The sequence below is a fragment of the Nocardioides cavernaquae genome (genome assembly GCF_003600895.1).
Lineage (GTDB): Bacteria > Actinomycetota > Actinomycetes > Propionibacteriales > Nocardioidaceae > Nocardioides > Nocardioides cavernaquae.
Genome location: NZ_QYRP01000002.1, coordinates 1,042,963 through 1,062,775 on the forward strand (window position 1 = coordinate 1,042,963; position 19,813 = coordinate 1,062,775).

The window sequence follows — 19,813 nt, forward strand, 5'->3', positions numbered from 1 at the left end:
TGCGACCGTAGGCACGGATCATGAACAACAGGCGACGCGACTTGTCCGTTAGCGTGCGCCCATGCCCGACGTACGCCGCCACCCGGTTGCGCTCGGCGCGACCGCGGCCCTCGCGGACCACCTCGGATCACTGCTGGGGCCGGGTGTCGTGACGAGCGGACGCCTCTGCCCAGCATGTGGGTCGGACCAGCACGGCGCCCCGTGGGCCCGTCTCGACGGGCAGGCGTTCGCGGTCTCGGTGAGCCGATCGGGCTGCCATCTCGTGACGGCGATCGGGACGCACGGCCGGGTCGGCGTGGACATCGAGTCCATCGACGCCGTCGCCCGCGGCTGGGATCCGGGCATCGTGCTCGCGGAGGGCGAGACAGCCGACACCGCCGAGGAGCAGGCCTGGCACTGGGCCGCCAAGGAGGCGGTGCTCAAGGCGATGGGCGTCGGCCTGGCCCGCCCGATGACCAGCGTCGCGCTCGCGGATCACGACGTACGCCGAGTTCCGTCGCCAAACGGCTACGTCACCGCGGCCACCCAGTTGAGTTGAGTGCGCAGACGTGTGGCGAACACAGCCACGTGCGCATTCAGCTCGCGGGCAGCGGCGGGAGCGCGGTCTCCTCGAGCCAGTCTCGGAACAGGCCCGCGAGCGGCTTGCCCGAGATCTCCTCGCAGTGGATGACGAACTGCGGCGTGGTGATGGTGCCCCCGTTGTTGTCGGCCACCCAGCGCCGCAGGATCTCGAAGAACGCCTCGTCGCCGACCGTGATCCGCAGTGCGTGCAACGTCAGCGCACCGCGCTTGTAGACCCGGTCGTCGAACATCAGGTCCGGGGTCGGGTCGGCGAGGACCAGGTCCTGAGGGAGGTCGGAGAGCTTGCGGTGGTAGTGCTCGACCCACTCCGCGGTCGACTTCGGCCCGGCCTGCTCGGACCAGAGCCACTCGCTGTAGCAGGCGAAGCCCTCGTGCAGCCAGATGTCCTTCCAGTGCCGCAGCGTCACCGCGTTGCCGAACCACTGGTGGGCGAGCTCGTGCGCGACCAGCCGCACCTCCGACCACTCCGCCGAGGCGAAGTTGCGGCCGAAGGTCGACAGCGACTGCGACTCCAGCGGGATCTCGAGGTCGTCGTTGGTGATGACAGTCGTGTAGCCCTCGAAGGGGTACGGGCCGAAACGCTCGGTGAAGAACTGCATCATCTTCGGTTGCTGCCCGAACGACGCGTCGTACGCCGGGCCGCGGACGTCGGCTGGCCGCACGACGCGGATCGGGACGACGCCGGGCTGCTCGCTCACCACGTAGCGGCCGATCTGCACGGTCGCGAGGTACGTCGCCATGGGCGCGGTCTGCTCGTAGGACCAGGTCGTCGAAGCGCCGCTGCGTGACGAGGAGAGCAGCGCGCCACTGAAGGCGACGTGGTAGTCCGAGGGAGCACTGATGCTGATCGCGTAGGTCGCCTTGTTGTCCGGACGGTCGTTGCAGGGGAACCAGGACGGCGCACCGTGGGGCTGGGCAGCAACGATGACACCGTCGTCGAGCTCCTCCCAGCCGGCATCGCCGAGGGCCCTGGACTTCACCGCGGTGGGGGCGCCGGAGTACTTCACCGTCACGCTGAACCGCTCACCCGTCAGCACCGGTGACTTCAGCCGGATCCGCAGTTTGTCGTTGCGGTGCGCGAACTTGTCGACGCCGTGACCGGCGACCGACACCCGGGTGACGCGGAGGTGGTGGAGGTCGAGGACGAGGTTGTCGAGCTCGTCGAGCGCGACGCAGCGGAGCGTGGCCTCGGCGTCGAGCCGGTTGCCTGCGGGCTTGTAGCGGAGGTCGAGGTCGTAGTGCTCGACGTCGTACGCCGCGTTGCCATGGCCGGGGACGTACGGGTCAGTGCCGGGCACTCAGTCCTCCTCCCAGGGTCCGATCGGGTTCCCGATCCATCGCGTGCGTGCGGGGACTCCCTCGCCCCTCATCACCAGCGACACGGGTCCCACCGTTGCATGCCGCCCGATCGTAGCCGCGGGCAGGATCACGCTGTTGGGTCCGAGGGTCGCTCCGGCGCGCAGGATCACCTTGTCCATGCTGAGCACCCGGTCGTGGAAGAGATGGGTCTGCACGACGCAGCCGGCGTTGACCGTGGCACCGTCGTGCAGCTCGATCAGGTCTGTCTCGGGCAGCCAGTAGGTGTCACACCAGACGCCACGGCCGACCTTGGCGCCGAGCACCCGCAACCAGATGTTGAGCAGGACGGTGCCCTGGGTGACCGCTGCGAACCACGGAGCCGCCAGCACCTCGATGAAGGTGTCCGCAAGCTCGTTGCGCCACACGAAGCCCGACCACAGCGGGTGGTCGGTGCTGCGGTGCCGGCCGACGAAGACCCACTTGGCGAGCGCCGCGACGAGGGCGGCGGCCAGGCCACCGAGTGCGAGCACCGGGCCGCCGAGGACCACCGCAACCAGCGGCTGCCAGGCGAGCAGCCCGAGCAGGGTCGACGCGACGGCGGCGTAGAGCAGGACAGCGACCAGCACGGGCAGAACCCGCCCGAGCTCGACCAGGCTCCGGTAGAGCTTCAGCCGGAGCGGCGGGTCGTAGGTGCGGCTCGAGTCGGTCTTGCCCGAGGAACGGCGCAGCTTCGTCGGCGGGCTGCCCATCCAGGAGGTGCCGGCCTTGGCGGAGCCACGCGCCGGCGCTGCGGAGAGCACGGCGACCAGAGAGGACTTGGGCACCTTGCGGCCCGGCGCCAGCATCCCGGAGTTGCCGACGAAGGCACGCTTGCCGACCTTCACGTGCTCGACCCGGATCCAGCCGCCGCCGAGCTCGTAGCAGCCGATCAGGGTGTCGTCGGCGAGGAAGGCCTGGTCGTTGACGGTCGTGAACTTCGGGATCAGCAGGACGGTCGACGCCTCGACCCCCTTGCCGATCTTCGCGCCGAGCAGGCGCAACCACAGCGGCGTCAGCCCGCTCGAGTAGAGCGGGAAGAGCCAGGTCCGTGCCTCGTCGAGGACGCGGAGTGTGGCCCAGATCCGCACTCCCGCCGCGGATCGCACCGGGTGGTGGCCAGCGGTCATGCCGGCCCCCAGCACGCGGACCAGCAGCAGGATCGCGAGCGCCAGCACGGAGTACGCCGCGAGGGCAGCCAGCGGGAGCCACGGCAGTGCACGCAGCAGGAAGTCGCCGGCGGAGGTCGCCGAGCGCACCTGCGGCAGGACGACCGCCACGCCGGCGAGCGTCGCCATGCCCGGGAGGCCCGCGATCAGCGTCGACAGGACGCCGTAGAGGCCGAGCCAGATGCCCTCGTGCGGAGGTTCGTTGTCCGACCACGGCCCGCGCGCGACCGAGCGGTGGCCGGCCGGCGAGCCGGCCCAGAACTCCTCGTCCGGAACGGTGCCGACGACCAGCGAGCCGGGTGCGATCTCCGCACCCTCGCCGATGTCGGCGCCGCCCTCGAGGGTGCTGCGGGCACCGACGCGGGCGCGGGCCCCGATCCGCATGGCACCGAGGTGCACGACGTCGCCATCGATCCAGTAGCCGCTGAGATCCACCTCGGGCTCGACCGCCGCACCCTCGCCGATCTCGAGGAAGCCGGTGACGGGCGGGAGGGTGTGCAGGTCGACGCCCTTGCCGACCTTGGCTCCGAGCAGGCGGGCGTAGTGCGGGAACCACGGGGCGCCGCTCAGCGAGGTCGCCGCGAGCTCGTCCTGGATCCGGCCGGCCAGCCACACCCGCAGGTGCACCTTGCCGCCACGGGGATAGCGGCCGGGCTCGACGCCGCGGAGCGTCAGCCGGATCAGGCCCGCCGCCAACGTCATCCGCCCGGGCGGAACCAGCAGGAACCAGCTGGTCAGGATCAGCAGCCAGACCGGGAAGGTCGGCAACCACGTGGTGTCGAGCAGCGGCTGGGCGATGGTCGAGAGCAGCGCCAGCCAGGCCAGCCAGCGCGCCGCGGCGAGGCCACGGAGCGGGAGCAGCGCCGCAGCCTGCCCGAGCTGGGTCTTGCGCGGGATCGGCTTGACGTGACGGTCCGACTTCTTGACCGTGCCCCCGTGCGTGTCGAGGACCTCGGCGAGTCCGGCGACCGACGGGTGCTCGTAGAGATCGCCGACCGCGATCTCGGGATAGCGCTCGCGCAGCCGGCTGATCACCTGCGCCGCGGTCAGCGAACCGCCGCCGAAGGCGAAGAAGTCGTCCTGGGGGCTGGTCACGTCGGCGCCCAGCACGTCCTGCCAGATCTCCGCGATCCAGGCATGCACACCGTGCAGGCCACCCCCGTCGCCGGAGCCGGCACCTGCTGACGCCGGCAGTGGCCAGGGCAGGGCGTCGCGGTCGATCTTGCCCGAGGTGCGGGTCGGCATCTCGTCGACCACGGCCAGCCGCGGGACCAGGGTCGCGGGAAGTCGCGTGCGCAGGAGCTCCTGCGCCGATGCCGCGTCGTACGTCGGGTCGACGGCGAGGTAGCCGACCAGCAGCTTGTTGCCGGACTTCGTGGCCCGGACGGCGGTGGCCGCCCCCACCACTCCCGGGAGACGGAGCAGCTGTTCGTCGATCTCACCCAGCTCGATCCGGCGACCGCCGAGCTTGATCTGGTCGTCCGCGCGACCACCGAAGAGCAGGCCCGCCGGGTCGTTCACGACGACGTCGCCGGAGCGGTAGGCGCGGTCCCAGCCAAGGGTGGGCATGGGACCGTACTTCTCGGCGTCCTTCGCGGGGTCGAGGTAGCGGGCCAGCCCGACGCCGCCGATGATCAGCTCGCCACTCTCGCCGATCGCGACCGGGTGACCGTCCGCGTCGACGACCGCGAGGTCCCAGCCGTCGAGCGGCAGGCCGATCCGGACAGGAGCGGAGCCGTCGAGCTGGCAGCCGCACGCGACGACGGTGGCCTCGGTCGGGCCATAGGTGTTCCAGACCTCGCGCCCCTCGGACTGGAGGCGGCCGGCCAGCTCGGGCGGGCACGCCTCGCCACCCATGATCAGCAGGCGCACGTTCACCAGCGAGTCGAGCGGCCAGAGTGCGACGAGGGTCGGCACGGTGGAGACGACGGTGATGTCGTTGGCGACCAGCCACGGCCCGACGTCGACGCCGGAGCGCACCAGCGAGCGGGGCGCGGGCACCAGGCACGCGCCGTACGCCCAGGCGAGCCACATCTCCTCGCAGCTCGCGTCGAAGGCGACCGAGAGGCCGGCCATCACCCGGTCCCCGGGGCCGATCGGCTCGTCCTGCAGGAACATCCGCGACTCGGCGTCGACGAAGGCTGCGGCGTTGCGGTGGGTGACCGCGACGCCCTTCGGGGTGCCAGTGGAGCCGCTGGTGAAGATCACCCAGGCGTCGTCCTCGGGAAGCGGATCGACCACGACGACGGCCTCGGGCTCCTCGACCGGCTCGCCCGGAACCGCGATCGCGAGCTCGTTGCCGATGACGGCCCGGACCCGGGCCTCGGCGAAGACCACCCGCGCGCGTTCGTCAGGGTCGTCAGCATCCACGGGCACGTACGCCGCTCCGGCGTTCAGGACCCCGAGGATCGCGACGTAGAGCTCGGTCGTGCCGGACCGGATCCGCACCCCGACCTTGTCGCCGCGGCCGACGCCGGCCTCGACCAGCTGACCGGCGAGGTCAGCGGCCGCCTCGGCCAGCTCGGCGTAGCTCAGGACGGCGACACCGCTGTCGACCGCGAGCGCTTCGGGGTGGGCGGCAACCGTCGAGCGGAAGACATCGACCAACGTGCGTTCCGCCGGGGCATGGCCTGACCGGAGGAACTCCGCAGGCACTGGGTTGATCGTCACGCGCGTGAGTGTGGCGGATCGAGGTGAACTTCCGGTGCACGGGCACAACGAGGCCGCCGAAGCCCTTGTGAGCGTCTGCCCGGGTGCGCTTCACTCGGCTCGGGCGCCCGCCCGCCGGAGCTCGGGATCCGTTGTTTTGCTGGATGCACTCGGAAGGTGAAGGCATGGCAGGCAAGTTCGAGGTCTACGAGGACAAGGCCGGCAAGTTCCGGTTCCGCCTGAAGGCCGCCAACGGTCAGGTCGTCGCGGTCGGCGAGGACTACGAGACCAAGGCAGCAGCGATCAAGGGCACGGAGGCCGTCCAGCGCGCCGCCGAGGGCGCCACGGTCGCCGACCTCACGGAGTAGCCCGGGGGGACTCCACGGCGCCCGCGCGCAGGGCGGACACCAGCGCACGCGCGTCGTCGGCGTACACCCGGACCGAGCTGACCCCTGTCCTCCCGCGTGCGAGGGCGGGGGTCAGCTCCGCGTGGAGCCGGATCTCGACATTGGTCTGGCCCAGCTGGGTCAGGGCGAGGACCGGCGAGTCACCTTCCTCGACGCGGATCCGACGCATGCCCTCGTAGTCGTGCCGCGTCGACCGCACCGACGCGATGTCGGTCCAGGCGATCGGGAGGTCCACGGCGCTGCCATGACGCAACCGGACGCCGTCATCGCCGACCAGGTGCGGGTAGACAGTGACCGCTCCGAGCATGCCGAGCATCCAGAGCAGGCCCCAGATGCCCAGGACCAGCGCCGGGAGCTGGATCGCCGGCCAGCGCTGCAACAGGAGGTGCACGGCAAGCACCTCGATCGCCGAGCCGACGATGAACGCCCAGAGTGCCGGGCGCACGATCGCGACGTAGGGGTACGCCGTGACACCGGGCCGTAGCCCCGGACGCCGCCGCCCGAGCCAGAGGAACAGGCTGCGCCACATGTCGATCTCCTGGCGCACGAGCCACCTGACCACGCCCGGCAGCTGCTGGATTCCGACGGCTCTTCCCATGCTCCGAGGCTAGTGCTCGGGGCGGCTTCGGGGATCGGCCCGAAGTCGCTCGTGACCCCCGACAAAAGTTTCTTGAAAAAAGATCTCCCGGGGCCGTAACCACCTCAGCGCTGCCGCGTTTAACCAGCACAACGATCGGGGACAACCTCCCTCCCAGTCCCCGGTCGCTACGCGCCCGTCGCAGCCAGCACTCCCTCCCTCCCGCTGGCCCGCGACGGGCGCGAATACTTTCCGGGGTCGTTTCGCCCGAGGCTGAGGAATTCGCCGGGCGCCGCGCCGAACGTAGGATCAGCCGGTGCAGAACCCCGACGTTTCCCCCATCGAGCCCGACTCCGGGCCCGAGGCAGAGCCCGACCAGAGCCCGCTCGACCGCATCGATCCCGACAAGCTCGCGATCGCGATCGAGGTCCTCAAGGACATCCCGCGGCTGGACCCGGAGCACCCGGACGTCACGACGATGAAGCGCGCCGCGTCGTACATGTACAAGCTGATCAAGAAGCAGCGTCGCGCCGAGATCCGCCAGGTCCGCATCGACCACGACCAGGCGATCATCGAGTCGACCGCGACCGGGTCCGCGATGCGCATCGACGACGAGACCGCCGGCATCCCGCTGGTCTCCAACGTGAAGGGCGCCTTCGCGGGCGAGCTGATCACTGCTCGCGGCTGTTACATCTGCAAGCAGGACTTCACGCTGGTCGACGCGTTCTACCACTGGCTCTGCCCCGAGTGCGCGGCGTTCAGCCACACCAAGCGCGACCAGCGCACCGACCTGACCGGCAAGCGCGCGCTGCTCACCGGCGGCCGCGCCAAGATCGGCATGTACATCGCGCTGCGCCTGCTCCGCGATGGCGCACACACGACGATCACGACGCGCTTCCCCAAGGACGCGGTCCGGCGCTTCGCCGCGATGGAGGACTCCGCCGACTGGATCCACCGGCTCAAGATCGTCGGCATCGACCTGCGCGACCCCACCCAGGTCATCGCGCTCACCGACGACGTCGCGGCCGACGGCCCGCTCGACATCATCATCAACAACGCCTGTCAGACCGTACGCCGCCTCCCCGGCGCCTACTCGCACCTCACCGACGGCGAGCTGGCACCGCTGCCCACCGCAGAGTCCTACGGACTCCGCGAGCTGCCCGAGATGCTCACCTTCGACCGGATCTCCGAGGCCCACCCCGCGGCCATCGCCGGTGCGCTCGACACCAGCGCGGTGGCCCACCACGAGGGCGAGTCCCCCGAGCACGCGATCGCTGCCCACAACGCCGCCTCGATGACCGCCCTCGCGCTCAAGGCCGGCAATGCCTCACTGGACGCCCACATCGCCGGCACCGCCGTCGATGCCGGCGGCCTGCTGCCCGACGTGCAGGACAACAACTCCTGGACCCAGGTGCTCGACGAGGTCGACCCGCTGGAGCTGCTCGAGGTCCAGTTCTGCAACTCGATCGCGCCGTTCCTGATCAACTCCCGGCTGCGCCCGGCCATGCGCGCCGCCGTGCAGAAAGGCGCGCGCCGGGCCTACATCGTCAACGTGAGCGCGATGGAGGGCCAGTTCGGCGGACGTCGCTACAAGGGCGCCGGACACCCGCACACCAACATGGCCAAGGCCGCGCTCAACATGATGACCCGCACCTCGGCGGGCGAGATGTTCGAGACCGACCGGATCCTGATGACCGCCGTCGACACCGGCTGGATCACCGACGAGCGTCCCCACTACGAGAAGCTGCGGATCGCCGCGGAGGGCTGGCACGCGCCGCTCGACCTGGTCGACGGCGCGGCCCGGGTCTTCGATCCGATCGTGCAGGGCGAGGCTGGAGTGGACATCTACGGCGTCTTCCTGAAGGACTACAAGACCGCCGCCTGGTGACGCTCCGGAAAAGTTTCCGGGAAAGTCGTAAGGATCTCTCCGGCCTGCTCCTCCATCCATCACAACCCCGATGGACACCCCCAGGAGCCAGTCATGAAGATCCGCACCGCACTCGCCACGACCCTTACCTCCGCCGCCCTCGCGTCGGCCATCGGCGCTGCCCTGCCGAGCGCCGCCCACGCCGACGGCCTCCCCCTGGCCAACACCCAGGCCAGCGTCTCGGAGATGCGCACTTCGGTCGCCACCCAGATGCAGGGCCGGGCCTTCGGCTGGCAGCTGGCCATCTCCCAGAACGGCGCCCTCAAGGCCGCTGACGCGGGTGGGTTCGCGATCTCCGCCGCCGACAACAACGGCGTCGCGGTGCCGATGCAGGCCGGCATGCAGATGGAGCTGGCCAGCGTCACCAAGAACGTCACCGCGGTCGCCACCATGAAGCTGCTGCGCCGCAACGGCCTGACCCCGGAGACCCTGGTGTGGCCCTATCTGCCGAAGGGCTGGGACGTCACCAAGTTCAAGCAGGTCCGATTCCGCCACCTGCTGACCCACACCTCCGGCATCAACCAGGCGCTCGCCGCGATGGCCAACCCGCCGTCGAACAACAGCTGGGCCGCCATGCAGGTCGTGGTCGAGAACGGGACCACCGTCGACTCGCAGCGCGCCTACAAGAACGCCAACTTCGCGCTCCTGCGCGTCATCGACGCCGAGCTGTGGAACCGCAGCGGCGGCAAGAAGTACTCGAACGCTGCGGAGGAGCTGCCGATCACGGCCGCCAACCACACGGCGTACGTGCTCGAGTTCATGACCGAGCACATCTTCAAGCCGGCCGCGATCGCGGGCATCGGCTGCATCACGCCCGGCACCACCACGGGCGTGCGGTCCTACCCGCTCAACGCGACCCAGGCCAGCACGGGCGTCGTGCTCGGCACCAGCAGCGCGGAGTGCGCAGGCGCCCGCGGCCTGGCGATGTCCTCGGCCCAGCTGGTGCAGTACCTCAGCAAGCTCCGCGCCGGGACGATCATCACCCAGGCCGACCTCGACTGGATGGACGAGTTCCGCGCCGGGTGGAACGAGGACTCCAACGGCGGTGACGGCGGCCAGTTCGGCGTGCCGGACGGCGTCGCGGACAACTTCCGCTCCCCCGGTGCCTACTGGCACGGAGGCGACCTGCTCGGGTCCCGCGAGCTGCACACCTGCGCCATGACCTTCGACGACGGCACCCAGGCCACGCTGCTGGTCAACTCGGAGCTGACGTCCGGCACGCAGTGCGGAGTCCTGCTGAAGGCCTGGTACGAGGCCAAGTAGCACGGAGTGACGGTCTTCACGCCGGATGCCGGGACAGGGAGTCCCGGTATCCGGCTACTGTCCTGTCATGGCCAATGAAGTGACCGTCGACATCGAGATCGACGCCCCCTCCTCTGTCGTCTTCGACTTCGTCGCGGACTACACGAACGCCTCCTCCTACATGTACGGGCTGGAGAAGCTCGTCGCGCTGACCGATGTCACCCGCGGCCTGGGCGCGAAGTTCGAGGGCACGATCAAGCTCGGCGCCTCGCTCAACTCGTTCCTCGAGGTGACCGAGTTCGAGGAGGGCACGAAGTTCACGCTCGCCTCCTACAAGGGCATCAAGAACACCTCGTTCTGGACGCTCGCGCCGGTCTCCGAGTCCCAGACCCGCACGGTCCTGCGCTGGGAGTACGACCTCGGCAGCGGCATCACCGGGCGCGCGCTCGGCAAGATCGTCGAGCCCTTCGTGAAGATCGCCGCCGCTCACTCGAGCAAGGAGCTCAAGAAGGCCATCGAAGCCTCGCTCTGACCCCCGCTCTGTTCACCGCCCCACTCTCGACACTGTCGGTGGTGGGGTGTTGGCTATTTGTGACCATCCACCCGATCACCCGAGGAGCACCCGTGGCCAGCCGCCTCAACCCCTACATCAACTTCAAGGACAACGCCGCCGAGGCGATGGAGTTCTACCAGTTCGTCCTCGGTGGCGAGCTCGCGGTGAACAAGTTCGGAGACATGGGCGACACCGGTCCGGCCGCGGAGCTGACGATGCACGCCATGCTTGAGACCCCCCTCGGTTTCACGCTCATGGCATCGGACTCGCACCCGGACATGGGCCCGTTCACCGCGCCCGCTGGCTTCTCGGTCTCCCTCTCCGGTGACGACGAGGAGGAGCTGACCCGCTACTTCAACGACCTCGCCGCCGACGGCACCGTGGGCATGCCCCTGGGTCTGCAGCCGTGGGGCGACGTCTTCGGTCACGTCATCGACAAGTTCGGCGTCAGCTGGATGGTCAACATCACCGGTCCCGGCAACGCTGCCTGACCCGCGCGCGTCAGCCCGTTCCCGGTTGAGGGCACGGGCTGACGCTGCTCCCTGAAGAGCGATCCCCAGGTCGATCAGGGCGTGACCGGCAGGACCAGGGTCTGGCCCGATCCGGCCGCGATCGTCACCGGCGCTCCGACGATGCCTCCGCGGTAGTTGACCGAGCCACCCGCGACGACCAGCTTGAGCTGGTGGCCCGCGGCGAAGCGGTGCACGATCGCCGGCAGGGTCACCTTGACCGGCGCGTTGACGTTCGGGACGCGGATCGGCGCCTCGAGCCCCTTGATCAACGACGCCTTGCCGTCGGGCGCCACATCGACGAGCTTCACGAAGAGGACCAGCTGTCCGGCCGGTCCCGTCGCCTGCGTCAGCGCGGCCGTCGGAGCTTGCAGCGAGACGGTGAGGACCGGGGAGCCGACGACATCGAGGTTGGCCGAGAGCGCCGGGGTCGACCAGGCAGCGAACGTGCCCGGCAGGTCCAGCGTGGTCTCGTTCGGCAGCGGCGCGTAGCTGCCCAGCACGTCGAACGGGTTCAGGCTCGTGGGCAGTCCGCCGGTCGTGGTGAGGAAGGTCTGCATGCCGAGCATCGGCGTACCGGTGGTGAGGGTGCCCGGCGCGAGGAGGCCACCACCCGACAGCTTCCAGGTGCGCGCACCGCCGACCGGGTACGACGGCGAGCTGGCGTACGCCGGGGCGGCGTTGCCGGTGTAGGTGATCCACGGACGGAACCAGGAGAAGCCCGGGCCCGTGCCGACGTCTGTTCCCTTGAGGTAGTGGTCGAACCAGTTCAGGAACCGGCCGGTCTCGTACTGCGTGGCCGGGTCCGGGTTGTCGAGGTCGACCTCACCCGGGGCAGGCCCGCCGGAGTGGCCCCACGACTGCCAGATCATCTTCACCGGAGTGCCCTGCGCCTTGAGCGCCTTGTACGTCGCGATCGCCTCGTTGAGGTTGAAGAGGGTGTCGTTCTCGCCCTGCACCAGGAGGGTCGGGATCGTGATCCGCGGCAGGTACGACGCGACCGACGCGTGGTGCGCCGCCGCCGTCGCCGCGGCATCGAAGTAGCCCGTCGTGCCGGCCAGCACCAGGGCCGGGCAGACCCAGTCGGCGAAGTTCGGGCAGGGAAGCGGCTCACCGGGGACCTGGCCGTTCTGCGCGTCACCGGTCAGACCGAGCGCAGAGAAGCCGAGGCCCCAGAACAACTTGGTCGCACCCGGGGTCGTCGAGGTGACGCCGGGGCCCTGCGCGGTGTTGTTCGGGTTGAGGCTGTAGGGGAGGTCGTTCCAGGTGATGATCGGGACGATCGTGTCGACCCGGGGGTCGACCGAGGCCGTCGCGAACTGGTTGCCGCCGCCGTAGGAGCCGCCGATCATGCCGACCCGCGGGTCGTTGACCGAGGCCCGGCCCGCGTGGTCGCGGTGGTCGAGCTGGACGACGTCGAGCGCCGGCGCGGGCTGCGTGTGTGCCGCGTCGAGGAAGGCGACCCCGGCCTTGCCGCCCAGGTAGCCGACGAGCTGGCTTCCGGCCTTGCCGTCCCAGTCCGGGTCGTCGAGGGTGATCTTGCAGGTCGAGCCGCCGAAACCGAGTCCGGAGTAGGACAGCACGACGTAGCCGCGTGAGGCGAAGGCCTTGCCGATGCCCGCCTGGTCGGCCTTGCTGCCGCCGAACCCGTTGGTGGTCAGGATGGCCGGTTTGCGGCTGGTCGGGCTCGCGTCCGTGGGGACGTAGAGGTCACCGACGATGTCGCAGGGAATGTCGCTGGCGGGACCGGTCAGCACCGCGAAGTGCAGCGCCTGCACGGTGTACGCCGGGTCGGCGGCCGCTGCGGAACCAGCGAGGAGCCCGGGCGCCAGCAGCGCGGGGGCGATCAGGGCGAGACTGGCTGCGAAGGCACCGCGACCACGGTGGAGAAGATCCATGCAGGGACCAACTGTGATGGCCGTCACAAGTTACGTGGCGGCCACCTCAGACCTGCTTCCGCTACGCGTCACCGCGCGTCTGCATCACCGTGCTCGTGGTCCCAGTGCTCGAGGTCCTGGTCTCCCAGATCCCGGTTCTTCACCGACAGGGAGATGAAGATCGAGACGATGAACGCAACGAGGATCAAGACCGCGATGGCGATCTCCCACCCGGTCAGAACGGCCCAGGCATGCATGGCGCCTCCAATGGACGGTCCCCGCTCTTCGAGCGTACTCCGCCAGCACCCGCCTGGGGAGTCCCCGATCGAGCCACTCAGGGAGTGGTCGGGTCCTCGGGAGCGTGCTCCAGATCGTTCAGGACCGCGAGGTGCTCGCCCTCCTCCTTGTCCTCCCACGGACGGGCGAGGCCCATGAGCCCCGCGGCCACGAAGAAGATGACGATGACCAGGCTGATGATGATTTCGCCGGCGCCCATGGCGTGCCTCCTCAGACCTGAAAAGTCTACTCCTCGAACGTGCCGTGGCGGCCGGCTCCGGCGGCGAAGGTCCCCGCTCCCGACATGGCCTCGACCAGGGACTCGACGCCGTGTGCCCACTCGCCCTCGATGGCAGCCACCAGGCCCTTCCCGTGCTGCTCGTGGGCAGAGAGCCGGTCGTGCTGCAGACAGGTCTGCGGGAACGCCGCGAGCTGCTCAGCGAGCTCGATCGCGTCGGCGAGCGCGGCTCCCGGAAGCGAGACCCGGTTGGCGAGCCCGATCTGCAACGCCTCCTCCGCACCGACCGGTCGGCCGGTGAGGATCAGGTCCATGGCGCGCGACTGACCGATCAGCCGGGGCAGGCGCACCGTGCCACCATCGATCAGCGGCACGCCCCAGCGCCGGCAGAAGACGCCGAAGATCGCATCCGGGTCGACGACGCGCAGGTCGCACCAGATCGCCAGCTCCAGCCCGCCAGCGACCGCATGGCCCTCGACCGCTGCGATCACCGGCTTCGAGAGCAGCAGCCGGGTCGGGCCCATCGGCGCCGGCCCGTCGGTCGCGGGCGGATCGGCCCGCATCGTCCCGGCACTGACCGCCTTCAGGTCGGCGCCCGCACAGAACGTGCCGTGGGCGCCCGTGAGTACGGCGACGCTCGCGGCATCGTCGGCGTCGAAGGCGAGGAACGCGTCGTACAGGGCCCGGGCGTGCTCGGTGTCGACGGCGTTGCGGACATCCGCCCGGTCGAGCGTGATGACGGAGACCGGACCACGTCGCTCGACGTGGACGCTCATCCGGGGAAACCGGTCTCGGTGCGGGCCAGGATCGGGCCGAGGTCGAGCCCGGCGGGCAGCGTGCCGAAGGCGCCGCCCCAGTCGCGGCCGAGGCGGGTCGCGCAGAACGCGTCAGCGACCGCAGCGGGCGCGTGGCGCACGAGCTGCGAACCCTGGAAGACCAGCGCCATCTGCTCCACGATCCGGCGCGCGCGGTGCTCGATGTCGTCGAACGAGGTGAACTCCTTCTTCAGCCGGTCCACCGCCGCGTCGTACGCCGCGTTGGCGCCGCCGGCGAGCTCCGCCTCCGCGAAGAAGGCGTCGAGCGTGTGCGGCTCCTTCGCGATCGCGCGCAGCGCGTCGAGGGCGGCCACGTTGCCCGAGCCCTCCCAGACCGACAGCAGCGGCATCTCGCGGTAGATGCGGGCGAGGTCGAAGTCCTCGATGTAGCCGTTGCCGCCGAGACACTCCAGGGCCTCTCCGGCCATCATCGGGGCCCGCTTGCAGACGTAGTACTTCGTGACCGCCAGGGCGATGCGGCGCAGCGCTGCCTCGCCCTCGTCGCCGCGGATCGCCCGGTCGTTGGCGCCGGCGAGCCGCATCATCGCGGTGGTCGCCGCCTCGGACTCGACAGCCAGGTCGGCGAGAACGTTGCGCATCAGCGGCTGCTCGATCAACGGCTTGCCGAATGCCGAGCGGTGGCGGGCGTGGTGCGCCGCCATCGTCAGGGCCGTCCGCATGCCCGCCGATGACCCGATCACACAGTCGAGGCGCGTCATGTTGACCATCTCGACGATGGTGCGCACGCCCCGGCCCTCCTCGCCGACGAGCCAGCCGACGGCCGCGTCGTACTCGATCTCGGAGCTGGCGTTGGACTTGTTGCCGAGCTTTTCCTTGAGCCGCATGAACCGCATCGCGTTGCGCTCCCCACCGGGAAGGACGCGCGGGACGAGGAAGCAAGTCACTCCGGCAGGCGTCTGGGCGAGGGTCAGGAAGAGGTCGCTCATCGGCGCCGACGTGAACCACTTGTGGCCGCGCAGGAGGTAGGTGCCGTCTGCCTGTCGCGTCGCGGTGGTCGTGTTGGCGCGGACGTCGGAACCGCCCTGCTTCTCCGTCATCGACATGCCGGCGATCAGGCCGCGCTTGGTGGCGGGGTCGGCGAGGACCGGGTCGTAGGCGCGGTTGGTGAGCAGCGGCTCGAACTGCGCCGAGAGCTCGGGGTTGGCGCGGAGCGCGGGGACGACGGCGTACGTCATGGAGATCGGGCAGCCGTGGCCGGCGTCGACGGACCAGACCATGAACTTCGCGGCGCGGGCCACGTGGGCGCCGGCGCGGTCATCCGCCCAGGGAGCAGCGTGGAGCCCGTGCTCGACCGCGGTCGCCATGAGCTGGTGGTAGGCCGGGACGTACTCGACCTCGTCGACCCGGTGCCCGGAGCGGTCGTGGGTGTGCAGCCGCGGCGGCACCCGTTCGGCCAGCCGGCCCCAGCCCTGTGCCTCCGCGGTGCCCGCGAGGCGACCGAGCTCGTGGATCTCGTCGACGGCCCAACCCGCCCCCTCGCGCTCGAGGCCGTCGAGCAGGGCCGGGTCTGCGGCGGTGTCGTGGCCGACGAGCGGAGGCACCTGGTTGACGACGTCGTGGGTGCGGTGGAAGGTCTCCATCACTCGATGTTACGGATATTGATGCAACTGTGTCCATAGATGTTCGTGCGACCATGGTTCCGTGCCCGAAGACCTCGCTCCGCTGCCAGCACGATCGGTCGTGCTGAGCCTGCTCCTGGGTGCCCACCCCGCCCAGCTCTCCAGCAGCGAGCTGACCCGGGCCGGCGACCACTTCGGCATCTCCTCGCCCACGCTCCGGGTCGCACTGAGCCGCGCGGTCGCCGCCGGTGACCTGACTCGCGAGGACGGGACCTACCGGCTCGGCCCGCGGCTGATCGCGCGGCAGGTCCACCAGGACGAGGCCGCCGAGGATGCCGAGGCAGCCTGGGACGGCACCTGGGAGATGGCCGTGGTCGTGGTCGGTGGCCGCTCGGGGGCGGAGCGGGCGAGCCTGCGCAGCACACTCGCCCGGGCCCGCCTCGGCGAGCTGCGCGAAGGGGTGTGGACGCGGCCCGCCAACCTGCGCCGCGCCGCGCCGTACGCCGACGAGCCGGTGCTGTCCACGTTCCGCACCCAGCCCGTTGACGACCCCGAGGCGCTGGCCAGCCGCCTGTGGGACCTCGATGCGTGGGCCACGGAGGGACGCCGTCACCTGGGCCTGCTGGCTGCGACGACGGAGCCCGCGCCCCGCCTGGCCGCGGCCGCCCGCCTGGTCCGCCACCTCAGCGAGGATCCGCTCCTGCCCACCCCGCTGCTCCCGGCCGGATGGCCCGGTGCCGAGCTGCGGGCTGCCTACGTGGCGTACCAGGAGGAGCTGCGGGCGCTGACGCTCGCAGATTCGTCAGTCAGGAGCGAGCGCGCTTGACCCTGCGCACGACACGGGCCGGGGCCCGCTTGGCGATCTCGCGAAGTCCGGTTGACCGACGCGGCCGGACGACGAGTTCGCCGGCGCAGTTCGGGCACGACTCGAGCGTGGCGTGGCACGCCGGGCAGTAGGTGCACTCGTAGGAGCAGATCCAGGCCTCGGCGGCGTAGTCGAGCCCGGTGCCGCAGAGCTCGCACTTGCTCTTCATCGACAGCATGCATCACATCGTGGGCCATCGAAGGCCGCGCGTCACGCGGAATCGTCAGGCAGGGTGCGAAGAGGACAGCTCGTCGGTGAGCTCGTTGTGCTGGGCGATGACCGCCGAGAGGATCACTCGGGCCGACGCGAGCAGGTCGCGGACCTCGGGAACGCTGACCGAGTAGACCACCTCGCCGTTGACGCGACGCGACACCACCATCGACGTACGACGCAGCACGGCGAGCTGTTGCGAGAGGTTGCTCGGCTCGATGGAGATCAGCTCCAGGAGCTCGTGAACGGCGTGATCGCGCTGCGAGAGGAGTTCCAGAATCCGGATACGGGCGGGGTGCCCGAGCGTCTTGAACAGCTCGGCCTTAGCCTGATACAGCGGTACACCCATCTCACACCTCCTCGCTCGACACCCATCGACAGTCGAGAGCGACGTCCAGCCACCCTTGGACTTGAAGGCTACACGAGTTGCGAAACTCTTCATCTCAGGTAGCCTGCCAATTGTGCGATCCGAGGGCGTGTCGTGTGCAATGACAGTCGGATGTGGAGAGGACACACCAAGTGACTGACGTCGAGAACGTGCTGGACCAGGCTGGACTGACCAACGCTGACGTACGCGAGTACGTCAAGGAGTGGGCAGCGATCACCGGGGCGTCCCGGATCGAGGTGGTCAGCGCAGCCGACGACGCTCGTCTGATTGCTGCAGCGCTTGAGGCGGGTGAGCTGCTGCCCGCAGGCGAGGGCTCGTACTACTCGCGCTCCTACTTCAAGGACACCGCGCGCGCCGAGGAGCGCACGATCGTTGCGACCAGCGACGAGCGTGACAAGGGCACCTACAACAACTGGCGGCCCTCCGCGGAGATGAAGCCGAAGCTCATCGAGCTGATGACCGGCGCCTCCGAGGGCAAGACCATGTACGTGATCCCGTACCTCATGGCACCCGCCGGTGGACCGCTCGACAAGTTCGCCGCTGGCGTCGAGCTCACCGACAACGTCAACGTCGTCCTGCAGATGATCCGCATGGCTCGCGTCGGCGTGGACTACATCAACCACCTCGGCAACGACTTCGTCCGCGCCGTGCACGTCACGGGCGACCTGCCGAACCTCGGCCAGGGCACCCCGGACGACAAGCGCTACTTCGTGACCGTCGCCGACGAGCGCACGATCCTGCACTTCGGCTCGTCCTACGGCGGCAACGCGCTGCTCGGCAAGATCGCCCACGGCCTGCGCCAGGGCTCGTACGACGGCTGGAAGAACGGCTTCCTCGTGGAGCAGTTCATGCTGCTCGGCATCTCCGACAAGGAGACCGGCAAGAAGTACAACATCTGCGGTGGTTTCCCGTCGGCCTCCGGCAAGACGAACCTCGCGATGACGCTGTCGCCCGACGCCCTCGGCGACCGCTACCACGTCGAGTTCTACGGCGACGACATCGCCTGGATCTGGGTCGACGAGAACGGCGTCCTGCGCGGCTTCAACCCGGAGAACGGCGTCTTCGGTGTCGCCAAGGACACCAACGAGCACACCAACCCGACCGCGATCGAGTCGATCAAGCCGGGCCTGGGCGTCATCTACACCAACGTCGCCTACAACGAGAAGACGCAGGAAGTCTGGTGGGAGGGCCGCGGCGACAAGCCGACCGACCTCGACGGCTGGCTGGACTGGAAGGGCGAGAAGATCGCCGACCGTTCCGCCGATGAGGCCGACGACAACTGGGCGCACCCGAACTCGCGCTTCACGACGACGCTCGCCAACGTCCCCAACGTCGCTCCCGACTACGACGACGCTGCCGGCGTCGAGATCCACGGCATCATCTTCGGTGGCCGCACCCGCGACCGCGAGCCACTGATCCGCGCGATCAACGACCTCGCCGAGGGTGTCTACGACGGCCTGACGCTGGGCGCCGAGGCAACCTTCGCGGCCGACGGTCTCGAGGGTGTCCTCCGCTACGACCCGATGTCGATGCGTCCGTTCATGTCCTACCCCGAGGCGGACTACGGACAGCACTGGCTCAACGTCGTCGGCAAGGCCACGAACAACCCGATCTTCGCCCACGTGAACTGGTTCCAGCGTGGCGAGGACGGCCGCTTCCTGTGGCCCGGTTACCGCGAGAACCTTCGCCCGCTGGTGTGGCTCATGCAGTACCGCAACGGCGAGGTCTCCGGTGTCGAGACGCCCGTCGGTGTCATCCCGGCGCGCGACGAGCTCCTGCTCGACGGCCTCGACGAGCAGACGCTCGCCGACCTCGACACGGTGCTCACCATCGACAAGGACCGCTGGATCCAGGAGATGGGCTACCGCGAGAAGCACCTGGCCCAGTTCACCGGCCTGCCCGAGGAGATCTGGGAGGCCCACCGCCGGGTCGCCAAGGCGCTCGAAGAGGACTGACCCCAGCACAAGCTGAAGGGCCGCTACCGTCGCAAGACGGTGGCGGCCCTTCAGCCATTTCAGGCCCGGAGCCTCCCGATGGGTTCCGTTCCCGACTGGAAAGAGTTAGTTTCTATTAGCGGGAGGTTGGGCCCGGGACCTATCGGGAGTCCCGGGCCCTTCCGTGCCACTTCGGAGTTGAGTGCGCACGCATGTGGCAAACACAGCCACGTGCGCACTCGACTCGGCCCGGGTCTGGCCGTCGGACAGACCTGCGCGGTCTGCGATCGAGCTGGCGAGTTCGGTGCGGTTCACCGGTTTCCTCTTCTCAGCCCTGGCGAGCCTTCAGTCGTGGGTTCAGCTTGTTGATGACATAGGTACGGCCGCGGCGGCGTACGACCTGGGCGCCGGGCTGGTTCTTCAGCGAGCGGAGCGAGTTGCGGACCTTCACGGGCTCTCCTTCGGGTGCTTGACGGGACGGCCGGTCGCCGGGTCGACCAGCCCCCGGTGCACGGCTGCGGCCAGTCGCCGCGGGACGGCGTGGACCTCACCGTCGATGACCACGGGCACCAGGTCGGCCGGGGCTGCCTTCCACTGGCTACGCCGGTGGCGGGTGTTGCTGCGCGACGTACGCCGCTTGGGAACTGCCATGTCTCTCCTCGATGGTCGGGCAGGGGATG

Annotated in this window: 20 protein-coding genes; 8 read left to right on the plus strand and 12 right to left on the minus strand. The window is 69.6% G+C overall.

The features are described from left to right. Positions 1–61: 61 nt before the first annotated feature. Positions 62–538, plus strand: a complete 477-nt coding sequence (locus D4739_RS05125; protein WP_120059561.1) for a 4'-phosphopantetheinyl transferase family protein — start codon at positions 62–64, stop codon at positions 536–538. Between the two features lie 37 nt (positions 539–575). Here D4739_RS05125 and D4739_RS05130 read toward each other — a convergent pair whose 3' ends face one another. Both D4739_RS05130 and D4739_RS05135 read right to left on the minus strand, forming a co-directional pair. After that, on the minus strand, positions 576–1,880 hold the full coding sequence (locus tag D4739_RS05130) for a M1 family metallopeptidase (protein ID WP_120059562.1): 1,305 nt from the start codon (positions 1,878–1,880) through the stop codon (positions 576–578). After that, positions 1,881–5,756 (minus strand): Pls/PosA family non-ribosomal peptide synthetase, encoded by a 3,876-nt coding sequence (locus D4739_RS05135; RefSeq protein ID WP_120059563.1) that lies wholly within the window; start codon positions 5,754–5,756, stop codon positions 1,881–1,883. Between the two features lie 164 nt (positions 5,757–5,920). On the opposite strand from D4739_RS05135, the gene D4739_RS05140 reads away from it, so the two are divergent. Further along, positions 5,921–6,103: a YegP family protein gene (locus D4739_RS05140; RefSeq protein ID WP_120059564.1), complete on the plus strand. Its 183-nt coding sequence runs from the start codon at positions 5,921–5,923 to the stop codon at positions 6,101–6,103. Here the strand turns inward: D4739_RS05140 and D4739_RS05145 are convergent. After that, positions 6,093–6,740: a hypothetical protein gene (locus tag D4739_RS05145; RefSeq protein ID WP_147384813.1), complete on the minus strand. Its 648-nt coding sequence runs from the start codon at positions 6,738–6,740 to the stop codon at positions 6,093–6,095. The genes D4739_RS05140 and D4739_RS05145 overlap by 11 nt on opposite strands. Before the next feature lie 295 nt (positions 6,741–7,035). On the opposite strand from D4739_RS05145, the gene D4739_RS05150 reads away from it, so the two are divergent. From D4739_RS05150 to D4739_RS05165, 4 genes are all read left to right on the plus strand, one after another. Then, positions 7,036–8,607 (plus strand): SDR family NAD(P)-dependent oxidoreductase, encoded by a 1,572-nt coding sequence (locus D4739_RS05150; RefSeq protein ID WP_238473532.1) that lies wholly within the window; start codon positions 7,036–7,038, stop codon positions 8,605–8,607. 93 nt (positions 8,608–8,700) lie between these two features. Then, positions 8,701–9,909, plus strand: coding sequence for a serine hydrolase domain-containing protein (locus D4739_RS05155; protein WP_120059566.1), 1,209 nt, complete (start codon positions 8,701–8,703; stop codon positions 9,907–9,909). A gap of 67 nt (positions 9,910–9,976) precedes the next feature. Further along, positions 9,977–10,420, plus strand: coding sequence for an SRPBCC family protein (locus D4739_RS05160; protein ID WP_182920316.1), 444 nt, complete (start codon positions 9,977–9,979; stop codon positions 10,418–10,420). A 92-nt stretch (positions 10,421–10,512) separates the two neighbouring features. Next, positions 10,513–10,932, plus strand: coding sequence for a VOC family protein (locus tag D4739_RS05165; protein ID WP_120059568.1), 420 nt, complete (start codon positions 10,513–10,515; stop codon positions 10,930–10,932). A gap of 74 nt (positions 10,933–11,006) precedes the next feature. On the opposite strand, the gene D4739_RS05170 is transcribed toward D4739_RS05165, so the two are convergent. The 5 genes from D4739_RS05170 to D4739_RS05180 form a co-directional block, all read right to left on the minus strand. Next, a complete protein-coding gene (locus tag D4739_RS05170; RefSeq protein ID WP_120059569.1) occupies positions 11,007–12,848 on the minus strand; it encodes a CocE/NonD family hydrolase in 1,842 nt (613 codons plus the stop codon). A 68-nt stretch (positions 12,849–12,916) separates the two neighbouring features. Further along, entirely contained in the window at positions 12,917–13,084 is a 168-nt protein-coding gene (locus D4739_RS16825; RefSeq protein ID WP_182920317.1) for a hypothetical protein, read from the minus strand. Positions 13,085–13,161: 77 nt separating this feature from the next. Next, on the minus strand, positions 13,162–13,323 hold the full coding sequence (locus tag D4739_RS16830) for a hypothetical protein (protein ID WP_182920318.1): 162 nt from the start codon (positions 13,321–13,323) through the stop codon (positions 13,162–13,164). A gap of 26 nt (positions 13,324–13,349) precedes the next feature. Next, positions 13,350–14,117, minus strand: coding sequence for a crotonase/enoyl-CoA hydratase family protein (locus D4739_RS05175; RefSeq protein ID WP_120059570.1), 768 nt, complete (start codon positions 14,115–14,117; stop codon positions 13,350–13,352). Further along, on the minus strand, positions 14,114–15,757 hold the full coding sequence (locus D4739_RS05180; RefSeq protein WP_120059571.1) for an acyl-CoA dehydrogenase family protein: 1,644 nt from the start codon (positions 15,755–15,757) through the stop codon (positions 14,114–14,116). The genes D4739_RS05175 and D4739_RS05180 overlap by 4 nt, the downstream gene beginning before the upstream one ends. 61 nt (positions 15,758–15,818) lie before the next feature. Here D4739_RS05180 and D4739_RS05185 point away from each other — a divergent pair, with 61 nt between their 5' ends. Beyond that, positions 15,819–16,562: a PaaX family transcriptional regulator C-terminal domain-containing protein gene (locus tag D4739_RS05185; protein ID WP_120059572.1), complete on the plus strand. Its 744-nt coding sequence runs from the start codon at positions 15,819–15,821 to the stop codon at positions 16,560–16,562. Here D4739_RS05185 and D4739_RS05190 read toward each other — a convergent pair. Then, positions 16,543–16,779: a DUF1272 domain-containing protein gene (locus tag D4739_RS05190; RefSeq protein ID WP_120059573.1), complete on the minus strand. Its 237-nt coding sequence runs from the start codon at positions 16,777–16,779 to the stop codon at positions 16,543–16,545. The genes D4739_RS05185 and D4739_RS05190 overlap by 20 nt on opposite strands. A gap of 45 nt (positions 16,780–16,824) precedes the next feature. Next, positions 16,825–17,160 (minus strand): ArsR/SmtB family transcription factor, encoded by a 336-nt coding sequence (locus D4739_RS05195; protein ID WP_120059574.1) that lies wholly within the window; start codon positions 17,158–17,160, stop codon positions 16,825–16,827. 170 nt (positions 17,161–17,330) lie between these two features. Between D4739_RS05195 and D4739_RS05200 the strand changes: the two genes are divergently transcribed. Beyond that, on the plus strand, positions 17,331–19,154 hold the full coding sequence (locus D4739_RS05200) for a phosphoenolpyruvate carboxykinase (GTP) (RefSeq protein ID WP_120059575.1): 1,824 nt from the start codon (positions 17,331–17,333) through the stop codon (positions 19,152–19,154). A 307-nt stretch (positions 19,155–19,461) separates the two neighbouring features. Here the strand turns inward: D4739_RS05200 and ykgO are convergent, their stop codons facing one another. Together ykgO and rpmF are read right to left on the minus strand one after the other, a co-directional pair. Further along, a complete protein-coding gene (gene ykgO / locus D4739_RS05205) occupies positions 19,462–19,584 on the minus strand; it encodes a type B 50S ribosomal protein L36 (RefSeq protein WP_120059576.1) in 123 nt (40 codons plus the stop codon). Then, on the minus strand, positions 19,581–19,784 hold the full coding sequence (gene rpmF / locus D4739_RS05210) for a 50S ribosomal protein L32 (RefSeq protein ID WP_120059577.1): 204 nt from the start codon (positions 19,782–19,784) through the stop codon (positions 19,581–19,583). The genes ykgO and rpmF overlap by 4 nt, the downstream gene beginning before the upstream one ends. Positions 19,785–19,813 lie beyond the last annotated feature (29 nt).